The organism is Anoxybacillus thermarum (assembly GCF_000836725.1).
GTDB lineage: Bacteria > Bacillota > Bacilli > Bacillales > Anoxybacillaceae > Anoxybacillus > Anoxybacillus thermarum.
In genome coordinates, this window is sequence record NZ_JXTH01000070.1 from 1 (window position 1) to 11,827 (window position 11,827).

An 11,827-nucleotide genomic window follows, 5' to 3' on the forward strand; every position below is an offset into this window, starting at 1 on the left:
GTCCAAGCGGGTTGAACAGGCCAAACGGAAGGCAGGACGGTTGTGGGCAGATGTGGTGCGTCAGAATCTACCGTGTCTGCAGCGGTCATCCGGGACGCCGATCCATCAAGCGTTGTCGGCGCTTCGGGATTTTGGTTGGGTGTAAAAAAATGGAATACAATATCATCACTTCAAGATGAGGGATGAGAGTCCAAAAGCGCTTACGATATCAATTCCTGAAAATGGTTCGCTAACTAGTGATTGACAACACCCGTAGTGAACCGAAAAAATGTTCTCCACAAAGTCTTGACTGACTCAGTCGCTGTGACGAATTTCACAATAAAAATAAAATTTCTTAAAATAGTTACAGTTTATTGAAATTCATAAATTCTGCAAATTTATCCTATAAAATAAAAATATTTTAAATTATTTATGGAATAAGAAGGAGGAACTGTTGTGGGAGCGAATTTCGAAAGAATGATTCAAGAGTATCGAGGTGACATGGAATCAGTCTATCAAACTTGGTTTATCGATAATGACCAAAGATTAAAAGCATTTCGTACTATTCGAAACGGTGTTATAGAGGTAATTAAGGATATAGAAAACAATACATTCGGAAATGACTTTAAAGGGTCCACGTTAGAAATTGTAGTTACAGCCATTGCAGAACAAAAACAAGTTTTTGAAGGAGCCGCCCACGCGTTTTATTGGAAGCCGAAACTTCGAATACCGGATATTTATGAAAATGAACGTAATAAAAAGGCTTTTGGGAGATTTTTAAAATCATGTCTTCAAGCAACAACGGAAAAGCAACTTATAGAAGAAATTGTTAAACTAGATCAATTACAAATTAAAGGACTTGGACCTGCTGTAGCTAATATTCTCTATTTTCTTCATCCAACTGTTTTTCCACCTTTTAATACAGCTATTGTAAAAGGTTTTAACCTTTTGTTTGACCAAAAAATAAAGCTTGGTTCGTGGCAAGAATATTTAAAAATGAGAGAAATCATTTTAGATTTTAATGATAAATATAGAAACTTACTATCAAAGGACCTTGGTGCAGTAGGAGGACTCCTGTTTGAAATTGGAACGGGAAGATTAGTCATTAGTGAAAACTATGAAATCACATTAGAAAATATGGAAAAGCAAACAAAAGCAAAAATGAAACGTCATTCTGAAGTGATAAATGATGCTATCGAGGAAAATGACCACTCGGAAATGCAATATCATTTAGCAAGATTAGGGAAAGCGCTTGGTTATGATGTATGGATTGCTCAAAATGATCATAAGAGAGAGTGGAATAATCAAAAGTTAGGGGAATTTTCCTTAAAACGCTTAAATTTGCCCAATATCTCTCAGTCAATAAAGGAAACCATTGCTCTCATTGATGTCATTTGGTTGGACAAAAAAGAAAGAATTGTTGGTGCATTTGAGGTTGAAAAAAGTACATCTATCTATTCTGGGATTTTAAGACTCTATGACTTGGCTTTAACTATGAGTGAAAATCAAACTAAGTTTTATTTAGTTGCTCCGGATAAACGCGAGAAAGAAATTAAAGCACAACTTTTAAGGCCGTCCATTCGACATTCAAATGCCTGTCAAATTTCTTACATTTTATTTTCTGAACTCCGATGTGATTGTGATGCGATGTGCAAATTTGGGACTGACATAGGTGTTTTAGACAAAATTTCAAGAAATGTTGGATAAGTATCTAAACGTTTCACTCGGTTGGATAAAAATCAGTTACGTTTCATTGGTTACTGGTCAACAAGAAGCATGAAGCGAAACGACAGTCCACTATGGAGCCGTGTGCGGCGTCGACAAATCAAAACCGTGATGAAAACAATCATCTTTTTTACAGTTAAATGCGTTCATCAGGATTCAGGTGTCACCTAATTTTCTGAATTTCTCCATAGAATCTCCATATTTTATTTTTAACATGATCATAAAAGAAAGAAAATTTGTTCACGGAGGGGAATTTATGGAGGGGAATAAACATATTTCTAGCACCCATAACAAAAATCATCACCATGACCACCATCATCATGATCATGATCATGGTCATCATCACGCTCACCATCAAGAGAAACATTCATGTCATCACGAATCCAACACTTTCAGTTCTAGCTCGATACACTCGGATACCTCACATCAAACAGAAGAGAGAGAAAAACACGAAGATGATGAACAATTGTATCGAAAACTAATGAAAAAATGGTGGTTTGCCGGAATATTGTCGGTTCCTATTATATTGGTATCTTATCCAGATTTTTTTCCAATCATAAGAAATTTGTTGCCTATGGGAAGCAGTCAACTCTGGTTTAGCAGACTGCTCATGGCAGTAGTAGCCTTAATTGTGATGATTTATAGCGGAAGCCAGTTTTTCATTGGGGCATGGGAAGGATTAAAACAACGTTCAGCCAATATGCATACACTGATTGTCATCGGGATCAGTGCGGCATGGATTTATTCGGTTGTCGCCTTGCTTTGGCCGGACTTATTTCCAGATCCATCGATGGCGGAAGTGTATTACGATGTTTCAACGGTTGTCACGGCGTTAGTTGTATTAGGAATGGCGATGGAAGAAAAAGCGAAGGGCAAATCATCTGAAGCGATTAAAAGACTCATTGGTTTACAACCTAAGACGGCTCGGGTGTTAAAAGAAGGAGTCGAAACAGAAATTCCTGTATCGCGAATTCAGATCGGGGATATCGTTGTTGTACGGCCCGGTGAAAAGATACCGGTGGACGGGATGATTCTTGACGGAAGTTCAACTGTTGATGAATCGATGTTGACCGGCGAATCGTTGCCTGTACAGAAAGTTCAAGGAGACGAAGTATTTGGCGGCACGATGAATAAAACAGGGAGCTTTACATTTCAGGTGACAAAGTCACCGGATGATACCGCATTATCTAATATCATCAACATGGTGAAGCAAGCTCAAGGCTCCCGTATCCCTGTTCAACGAATTGTTGATAAAGTTTCTGCGATTTTTACTCCGAGTGTAATCATTTTAGCTATCATTGGGTACTTAATTTGGTTTAATTTCGGTCCTTCACCTTCAAGTATGTATGCTCTAATTGTTTTAGTGACGACGCTCATTATTGCCTGTCCTTGTGCATTAGGAATGGCCACTCCTATGTCTTTAACAACCGGGATAGGCAAAGGAGCGGAAAACGGGATTCTCATCCGTTCCGGCGAAGCGCTGCAAATCGCCCAGAAATTAACGACCATCGTTTTAGATAAGACGGGGACGATCACCATGGGCAAACCTTCATTAACCGATGTGATCGCCGTTGGTTCCCTCAAAGAAAAAGAATTAATTTATTTCGCAGCAACGCTCGAACAAGGATCGGAACATCCGTTAGCAGGTGCAATACTTGAAGCAGCTAAAGAGAAAAATATATTGCTGGGAAAAACCGAGAATTTTGAAGCTATACCGGGGCATGGCGTGCAAGGATGGATTGATGGCCACCATGTTCTATTCGGAAACTTAAAACTCATGAAGAAAGGCAACATTGCAACAGAAGCCTATATACAACATGCCGAAAGATTGGCGGACGAAGGAAAAACACCTATGTTTTTGGCGGTTGATGGAAAACCGGAAGGAGTCATCTCCGTAGCGGATACGGTGAAACAAGATTCTTTAGAGGCAATTACGGCAATGAAAAACATCGGATTAGAGGTGATCATGGTTACGGGGGATAATGAGCGAACGGCGCGTGCAATCGCGAAAAAAGTAGGGATTACCAATGTCATCTCCGATGTGCTTCCGCAGAATAAAGCAGAAATTGTCCGGAAACTGCAAGCAGATGGAAAAAAAGTAGCGATGGTGGGAGACGGAATCAATGATGCCCCGGCACTTACGCAGGCAGATATTGGAATGGCAATTGGAACCGGTACGGATGTAGCGATTGAAGCGAGTGATATTACCCTTGTTAAAGGAAGTTTAAAATCGGTAGTGCAGGCGATTCAAATTAGTCGGGCAACGATGAGAAATGTATATCAAAATTTAATTGGTGCGTTCATTTATAATGCACTAGGCATCCCAATCGCTCTTGGCGTGCTCTATCCATTGACCGGTTCATTATTGTCTCCGCTTGTAGCCGCAGCGGCAATGGCGTTTAGCTCTGTTACAGTTGTGGCAAACGCCAATCGCCTGAAACGTTTTAAACCAAAGGAGGTATGATTGATGGATATGACTCAAATGATCGTTAATGTGAGTGGGCTGCTCCTTATTGTTTTCGTTGCTTGGTTTTTCTGGGGGCCTAAAAAGGGCGGATACAAAGCTACCTTCACCCCATCTGGATATCAAGAAGCAGAAATAATCGTCAAAGGTGGCTATACTCCACACATTGTTGTAGTAAAAAAAGGAAAGCCGGTGAAGTTTCAATTTATTCGAAAAGAGGAAAACTCTTGTTCGGAAATGGTTGTATTTCCTGAATTCAATAAAAGTGCGGCTCTCACTGTTGGGGAAAAGGTGACGGTTGAATTTCTGCCAAAAGAAAGCGGAGAATATTCGTTTCAATGTCAAATGGGGATGTATCGCGGGAAAGTAGTTGTCCAGGATTAAAAGATGACATAGTGGTTTTTTCATAAAAGCTGTAAACTAAGCGGAAGAGGAGAGAGACGGAATGAATTGGGCTAATCTTTTAATATTGTTACTATGTCCTTTAATGATGCTATTTTGTATGAGAGGACATAAGCATCATAAACATCATGATCATCATTCTTCTGATCATCATTCCATCAAGGAATTACAGGATCAGATTACAAAATTACAGACAGACAATGAACGATTAAAGGAACAATTAAAAAGTAAATGAGTGGTGAGAAGGGTGTACTAAAAGTGCTCGCTTTTAGTACGCACTTGGCTTTTATGTTATATTATTATTAAGTTTTACATACAACTAAGTGGAATAGCATACAAAAATATGTTGGAGAAAGGTGGTTGATGAAAGTGTTTCATTATACGGTTGAAGTACAAAAGGAAATGAATGAAACGATGGAAATATTGGAGGAGAGTTTAAAAAGAGAAGGATTCGGAGTTTTGTGGAAATTTAGCGTCACGGAAAAGCTTCAAGAAAAAGGATTCGATTTTCAAACACCGTTTGTGATTTTGGAAGTATGCAATCCTCAAGAGGCAGCGCGTGTACTTTCTGAAAATTTATTGGCAGGTTATTTTTTGCCATGCAAAATCGTGGTGTATAAAGAAAATGAAACGACAAAAATTGGGATGCCAAAACCAACCATGTTGATCAGCATGATGAATAATGAACAATTGGAACACTTAGCCGAGGATATTGAAAAAAGATTGATATCCTGCATCAATGAGTGTAAATAAAATAAAGTGAAAATCACATTGTTTTTTGATAAAAAGCCTTTTATTATGGAATTTGGGAAAAGTTTAAAAGTAATAACAAATGGGGATAAATACAATAAAGAAAAGATTCTTTCAGGGAGGATTACACATGATCAGTAAATTACTTAGGGGAGTCCTAGTAGCTGTGCTACCTATCTTTATCATTACCGGATGTAACAATCAAAACAATGACCATAATCAGATGGATCATGATTCGAAAGAAATGGATCATGCAAATATGAATCATGAAGATATGGATATGTCCTCCAATGATAAAGACAAAGATAACAAAACAAATGAAATGGAGTTCGCGAAGCCGCCAAACTCATTCAACCGTTTAGCAAGCCAAAACATGATCGTAACAGCGACGAAAAACGTTACTCGTATCAACACGGATGATCCTATTGAGTTATCCGTCATGGTTTCACAAACGGTTTGGCCTGCCACCCATAAAGAAAACCAGCCCGGCGGAATTATTTTAGTGCCCGTTGAAAGTTGGCAAATCGCATTGGCAAGTGTAGACTTAATTCATCATCCGAACAACGGCCCTGTTTTATTTACAAAAGATCAAAAAATACCGGATGCCGTCTTAAAGGAAATAAACCGCCTTCAGCCTTTAGGCACAGCTGACGGTACGCAAATTATGGTGATAGGAAATCTTGGTAAAAGCGAACTAGATAAATTAAAGAATTTTAAGCTGAAACAAATTAGTGAAACAGATCCGGCTGCGTTTGCGAAAGAAATTGACCAATTTTACAGCGACATTGCCGGTAAGACTCCACAAAGTGTGATTATTGGTTCTTTGGAAGATAAGGCGAAATTGTACACTCTCACAGCCGCCAATTGGATTGCACACATGGAAGAACCGTTACTGTACGTCTCTTCGAATGAAATTCCACAGCCAACAAAAGAGGCGTTACAGCAAAGAAAAGGAAAAGCAAATATATATCTTTTAGGTCCCGAATCAGTAATCTCTAAAGAAGTGGAAAACGAACTAACATCATTTGGCACCGTTGTCCGAATCGCAGGCGATACACCGGTGCAACAATCCGTTTCTTTTGCTACCTACAAAGATGAAAAAACGAAGTTTGGTTGGGGGCTAAATGATCCGGGACATGGCGTATCATTTATTTCAACGAAAACCCCTGAACTAGCGATTGCGGCTGCACCGTTTTCCCATCTAGGAAAACACGCACCTTTAATATGGCTAGAGAATGGGACATTAACAAAGGACGTATACGAATTTTTAGCCCGTTTAAAACCAACTTTTACGGATGATCCAACAGTGGGACCGTATAACCACGCATTTTTATCTGGTACATTCCGTTCCATCTCTTATCAAACACAAGGAATCATCGATGAAAAGCTCGAAATTATTCCCGCAACCGGAGAAGGACATGCAGGGCATTAGAAGCACGTAAATCTATATACGCAAAACAGCTTGCAAGCCGAGCAAGCTGTTTTTTTTATTTTTGAAACTTGTGGTGTTAATATGATGATGCAAACATATGGCATTCAACTAACATCAAAGGTTCTTGAATTATTCGCATATCATCACATACAACTTCTACAAGCTAATTTGTAATGATTCATGTTGTTTAAGAAACATGTAAGCAACAAAGTATGATTATGATGACAGAGCCATTAGGCCATTAGAAATTCTAATCGATTTTTGAAAATATCTAATTACTAATGATAATTCGCGACAAAAATTTGTAAATGTTTATGAACACTTTCTCCATACTTTTCCTTTATTCTAAAACCAGAAAAGGATGGAGGTGTTGAAAATGAAAAAACTTATTTCAGGTTTGTTCGTCCTTGTTTCAGCTTTTGTATTAGCTACAGCTGTTTTTGCAGCAAATAAAAATGATAATAATGATTGGAAAGAAATGTTGCCAATGATGAAACAAATGCATCCAAATTTATCAGAGGAACAATTACAAAAAATGTATGAACAGTGTCGAAATACTAAAAATATGGATCAAATGATGGAACATATGATGAATAATAGCAAAACGAATCAACAAATGATGAAACAAGGATATATGATGTAAAGATCAGTTATTGAAACACTGTAGGCTTAAAACTACAGTGTTTTTTTCGTCCGCCTATTGTTGTATGATATTTGCAAGGCAATATTCGTGTGTATTTTTCACTGTAAAATCCATCGATTCTGCAAATTTATGTTGTAAAATAAAAAGCGCTCTACATAAAAGCAATAATGAGCTCTTATAAGGAAGGGACAAAAGTGCGAAAAATTTCGTTTAAGTTAGGGCTATTATTTTTTGTCTTTGTGTTAGGAATCGAAACGGTTTTATTTGCGTCGTTATATGTGACACTCGTTAACGCTAGAATTAATGAAGAATTTGAGCAGCTGTTAGCGAGAGGGAACAATCACCGTGATGTATTGGAAAAAAGCTATCACCCTTCTACGTTAGAACATGTCACCATGATGGAGTCGGAAGCGGAGACGGATGTTGTCATTACAGATTCAAAAGGGAATATTTTGTATTTTTCCGATCACATTTTGCCGTTTGCCAAAAAAATCATTCCGTATGCCGATGTCCACCACATTCCTCACAGCGGGATGGTTGTGCAAAACAACTGGAAAAAAGAATCGTATATCGCTACCGCCAGCCCGATTCGGATTGACGGCAAGATCAAAGGGTATGTCTATATGTTTCAAAATACGGATTCTATTCAAAACATGATTTATAAGTTAAAGCATCATTTCCTTATGGTTGGAATTCTTTCCGTATTTTTAACGATTATTACGATTGCTTTCTTGTCAAGAATCATTACGATTCCGCTCATTCGGATGAAACAAGCGACCGAAAAACTGAGCAAGGGGGACTTTTCTGTCCGCCTGCAAGTAAAAGGAGAAGATGAGTTGGCACAGTTAGGAAAAGCGATTCAAACATTGGCAAGGGATTTGGAATACTTAAAAAAAGAAAGAAACGAATTTCTCGCTAGTATTTCTCATGAACTTCGTACTCCGCTCACGTATGTCAAAGGATATGCGGACATCGCGAGAAGGCCAACTATCGAGGAGGAAGAAAGAGCGAAATATTTGTCCATTATTTATGAAGAAGCAGAGCATATGCAAAAGTTAGTGAAAGACTTGTTTGAGCTCGCGAAAATGGATCAACATTCGTTTCAAATCCAGAAAGAGCCAACTCCACTGTGCCTTTTTTTGAAAAAAATATACGAGAAAATGTATCCTGCTTTTCAGACGAAAAATATGTCTCTTGTCTACCACTGCGATGAAAACATTACCGTCCATATCGACCAACAGCGTTTTGAGCAAGTGATGATGAATCTTTTGGACAATGCGTTAAAATATTCTCATCAAGGTTCTACCGTTTCCATTGATGTAAGAATGGAGAAAAAGAACGTGATGATCATGATTTCCGACGAAGGAATAGGAATTCCTGAAGCAGATTTGCCGCATATTTTTGAACGATTTTACAGGGTGGATAAATCAAGATCGAGAACAGGCGGAGGGACGGGATTAGGCTTGGCGATTGTGAAAGAAATTGTCGAAGCGCACGGCGGTTTGGTTTATGCAACAAGCCAATGTAGAAAAGGGACGACGATGATCATTACGTTACCGAAGGGAGATGAACATGTACACGATATTACTAGTTGATGACGAAAAACGAATGTTGGATTTATTAGAGCTGTATCTTACACCGAAAGGGCACCGTTGTGTGAAATGCGAGTCAGGGGTAGCGGCGATCCGCTATTTGGAAAACAATAAAGCGGACCTCGTTTTGCTTGATGTGATGATGCCAGAGATGGACGGATGGGAAATGTGCAAACAAATACGAGAGTTTTCGAATGTCCCAATTATTATGGTAACAGCAAGAGGAGAAACGACAGATGTTGTCCAAGGGTTGAAAATCGGAGCAGATGATTATATTACAAAACCATTTGACGAATCTGAGCTGCTCGCTCGGATCGAAGCGGTATTGCGCCGTTCTGTAGGAAAACAAACGAAACTGGAGTTTAACGGCTTAGTTTGGGATGAAGCGCAGCATAAAGTCCAATATGCTGGGCACGATATTTTTCTCACGCCAAAAGAGTTTGCCATTTTAGGACTTTTTCTCAAAAATCCAAACAGGGTATTTAGCCGAGAGCAACTCATCGTGACATTATGGGGGTATAACGCCAATACAGAAGAACGGACAATCGATTCGCATGTCAAAAATATTCGCGAGAAGCTCCGCCAAGCCGGTTTTCCGATCGATCAATTTCTGCAAACCGTTTGGGGTGTAGGATATAAATGGGGGGGATAAGGTAAAAAGAAATGGAAGAGAAGCTCATTACATTGTTTCATACATATGAAAGCGTTGCTTATCTCATTAGTATTGCGATCAATATTGTGATCAGTATTTTAGGCGTTGTACCGAGCGTATTTCTCACTGCAGCTAACTTGGCGGTATTCGGTTTTTGGAAAGGTACCTTTTTATCGTTTGTCGGGGAGGCGGTGGGAGCGATTGTTTCTTTCGTTTTATATCGGAAAGGGTTTCGTCAACTTTCGGAAACGAAATGGTTTTCCTATCCGAAAGTGAAACGTTTGCTTGAGGCAGAAGGGGTAGAAGCCTTTTCGCTTATTTTGTCTTTGCGTCTTCTTCCTTTTGTTCCGTCGGGACTTGTGACGTTTGTGGCAGCGATCGGACACACCTCCTTACTGATCTTTATCATTGCCAGCTCGCTTGGAAAGCTGCCAGCACTTTTGTTAGAGGCATATTCGGTGTATCAAGTGATGAATTTGACATGGCAGGGGAAAGTGATATTGACACTTCTATCTGTTTTTTTATTTATATTTACTTGGAAGAAAATCACTCGAAAAAAGGCTTAAACGAATGAAAAAGGGGTTTGCAATTCCATACATTCTGCAAATATCTGTTATAAAAATGTGCGAAATCTACATTATACAAAGGAGAGTCGACCATGACAAAAATGACGAAAGCAATCATCATTACATCATCCATTCTTCTTCTAAGCGCTTGTTCATCATCCAATGAAAAAGAACAGTCCTTTATTACGAGCAAAGAACAAGCAAAATCCAACACATCTGTTACAAATAATCCTTTCTTTAAAGAAAAGAAAGAAGGAAAGTTCGAACATTTACATGGAATTGGTTATGCAGGCAACCAAAATGCGATTTACTTTGCTACACATGAAGGTTTACTTGTTTACCAAAATAATAAGTGGTATGAAACGATTTCTAATAAGCATGATTATATGGGCTTTTCGGCTACAGACGACGGCTTTTATTCATCAGGGCATCCGGAAGAAGGTTCATCTTTAGGAAATCCACTTGGTCTTGTGAAAAGTTTTGATAATGGACAAACATTGATGAATTTAGGATTTTATAAAGAATCTGATTTTCATTATATGGCAGTTGGCTATAAAAGCCATACCATTTATGTTGTGAACCAAGAAGAAAACAAAACGCTCGGACAAGGGGTATTTTACAGTAAAGACGACGGCAAAACGTGGTCGCAAAGTCAATTGAACGGCTTGCCGCAAACTGCTGCAGGAACGATTGCTGCCCACCCAACGGATGAAAATATGGTTGGAATTAGTACATCGGAAGGAATTTTTGTTTCAAGAGATAATGGGAATACGTTTGAACGGTTTACTCGAAAAATCAATACGACGACGTTTGCGTTCCAAGAAAAATTCATTGTATTTGCAGCTGTAGAGAACGATAAACCTATCCTAATCAAACAATCATTAGACACAAAACAAGAGGAAGTTCTTTCTGTTCCTGCATTGGATGAAAAAGATCATATCATGTATATCACTTCTAATCCAACAAATGACAACGAAATAGTGATTGCGACGATGAACGGGGATATTTTCATGACAAAAAATAACGGTGCAAGCTGGACAAAACTAGCATCGAAAGGGAAAATATAAAAAGACATGCGGGTGCGTGTCTTTTTGCTTACTGAAAATATATCGCTCCACAATTTCTATAAAATTCACTGCTACAATGTATACATCAGATAAAGAAGAAGGTGAGAAGAAGGGTGTATTCGTTCTTGAGTCAAATCAGTAACTTTCTAAGTCAACCGTTTCTTAATATGGCAAATAGCATGACAGAGATTCCTATTTTGTCAGCCTTTCTTCTTGGCATCGTGGGAGCGATGGCTCCGTGTCAAATCACTAGTAATTTAGGAGTCAGTCAAGACTTTGTGGAGAACATTTTTTCGGTTCACTACGGGTGTTGTCAATCACTAGTTAGCGAACCATTTTCAGGAATTGATATCGTAAGCGCTTTTGGACTCTCATCCCTCATCTTGAAGTGATGATATTGTATTCCATTTTTTTACACCCAACCAAAATCCCGAAGCGCCGACAACGCTTGATGGATCGGCGTCCCGGATGACCGCTGCAGACACGGTAGATTCTGACGCACCACATCTGCCCACAACCGTCCTGCCTTCCGTTTGGCCTGTTCAACCCGCTTGG

At 39.0% G+C, this 11,827-nt stretch carries 11 protein-coding genes and 3 pseudogenes; 13 read left to right on the forward strand and 1 reads right to left on the reverse strand.

What is annotated here, in order from left to right; genetic code table 11:
- From LH47_RS15510 to LH47_RS16895, 13 genes and pseudogenes are all read left to right on the forward strand, one after another.
- Positions 1-145 (forward strand): annotated as a pseudogene (locus tag LH47_RS15510) (UPF0236 family protein); the annotation flags it as partial.
- 290 nt (positions 146-435) lie between these two features.
- Complete coding sequence (locus tag LH47_RS12815; RefSeq protein ID WP_235341148.1) at positions 436-1,686, forward strand: hypothetical protein; 1,251 nt, start codon at positions 436-438, stop codon at positions 1,684-1,686.
- A gap of 628 nt (positions 1,687-2,314) precedes the next feature.
- Positions 2,315-4,168, forward strand: coding sequence for a copper-translocating P-type ATPase (locus LH47_RS12820; RefSeq protein WP_052585053.1), 1,854 nt, complete (start codon positions 2,315-2,317; stop codon positions 4,166-4,168).
- A 3-nt stretch (positions 4,169-4,171) separates the two neighbouring features.
- Entirely contained in the window at positions 4,172-4,552 is a 381-nt protein-coding gene (locus tag LH47_RS12825) for a cupredoxin domain-containing protein (RefSeq protein ID WP_043968123.1), read from the forward strand.
- A gap of 61 nt (positions 4,553-4,613) precedes the next feature.
- The gene (locus tag LH47_RS17230) at positions 4,614-4,805 is read left to right on the forward strand and encodes a DUF2933 domain-containing protein (protein WP_043968125.1); all 192 of its coding nucleotides are present in this window, start codon (positions 4,614-4,616) and stop codon (positions 4,803-4,805) included.
- A gap of 134 nt (positions 4,806-4,939) precedes the next feature.
- Positions 4,940-5,323: a DUF302 domain-containing protein gene (locus LH47_RS12835; protein WP_042535852.1), complete on the forward strand. Its 384-nt coding sequence runs from the start codon at positions 4,940-4,942 to the stop codon at positions 5,321-5,323.
- A 130-nt stretch (positions 5,324-5,453) separates the two neighbouring features.
- A complete protein-coding gene (locus tag LH47_RS12840; protein ID WP_407637164.1) occupies positions 5,454-6,752 on the forward strand; it encodes a cell wall-binding repeat-containing protein in 1,299 nt (432 codons plus the stop codon).
- 376 nt (positions 6,753-7,128) lie between these two features.
- Positions 7,129-7,395, forward strand: a complete 267-nt coding sequence (locus LH47_RS12845) for a hypothetical protein (protein WP_043968129.1) — start codon at positions 7,129-7,131, stop codon at positions 7,393-7,395.
- A gap of 194 nt (positions 7,396-7,589) precedes the next feature.
- A complete protein-coding gene (locus tag LH47_RS12850; protein WP_043968130.1) occupies positions 7,590-8,990 on the forward strand; it encodes a sensor histidine kinase in 1,401 nt (466 codons plus the stop codon).
- Positions 8,968-9,639, forward strand: a complete 672-nt coding sequence (locus LH47_RS12855) for a response regulator transcription factor (RefSeq protein WP_043968132.1) — start codon at positions 8,968-8,970, stop codon at positions 9,637-9,639. Before LH47_RS12850 ends, LH47_RS12855 begins: the two co-directional genes overlap by 23 nt.
- A gap of 11 nt (positions 9,640-9,650) precedes the next feature.
- The gene (locus LH47_RS12860) at positions 9,651-10,205 is read left to right on the forward strand and encodes a TVP38/TMEM64 family protein (RefSeq protein ID WP_043968133.1); all 555 of its coding nucleotides are present in this window, start codon (positions 9,651-9,653) and stop codon (positions 10,203-10,205) included.
- 92 nt (positions 10,206-10,297) lie between these two features.
- The gene (locus LH47_RS12865) at positions 10,298-11,272 is read left to right on the forward strand and encodes a F510_1955 family glycosylhydrolase (RefSeq protein WP_043968135.1); all 975 of its coding nucleotides are present in this window, start codon (positions 10,298-10,300) and stop codon (positions 11,270-11,272) included.
- A 113-nt stretch (positions 11,273-11,385) separates the two neighbouring features.
- Positions 11,386-11,535: pseudogene (locus tag LH47_RS16895) on the forward strand (sulfite exporter TauE/SafE family protein); the annotation flags it as partial.
- Between the two features lie 149 nt (positions 11,536-11,684).
- Here the strand turns inward: LH47_RS16895 and LH47_RS15520 are convergent.
- A pseudogene (locus tag LH47_RS15520) lies at positions 11,685-11,827 on the reverse strand (UPF0236 family protein); the annotation flags it as partial.

Bases quoted from the DNA above. Each gene is read 5' to 3' on its own strand.
- LH47_RS12820 (WP_052585053.1), top strand. From the start codon at position 2,315: ATGGCAGTAGTAGCCTTAATTGTGATGATTTATAGCGGAAGCCAGTTT.
- LH47_RS12825 (WP_043968123.1), top strand. From the start codon at position 4,172: ATGGATATGACTCAAATGATCGTTAATGTGAGTGGGCTGCTCCTTATT.
- LH47_RS17230 (WP_043968125.1), top strand. From the start codon at position 4,614: ATGAATTGGGCTAATCTTTTAATATTGTTACTATGTCCTTTAATGATG.
- LH47_RS12845 (WP_043968129.1), top strand. From the start codon at position 7,129: ATGAAAAAACTTATTTCAGGTTTGTTCGTCCTTGTTTCAGCTTTTGTA.
- LH47_RS12855 (WP_043968132.1), top strand. From the start codon at position 8,968: ATGTACACGATATTACTAGTTGATGACGAAAAACGAATGTTGGATTTA.
- LH47_RS12860 (WP_043968133.1), top strand. From the start codon at position 9,651: ATGGAAGAGAAGCTCATTACATTGTTTCATACATATGAAAGCGTTGCT.
- LH47_RS12865 (WP_043968135.1), top strand. From the start codon at position 10,298: ATGACAAAAATGACGAAAGCAATCATCATTACATCATCCATTCTTCTT.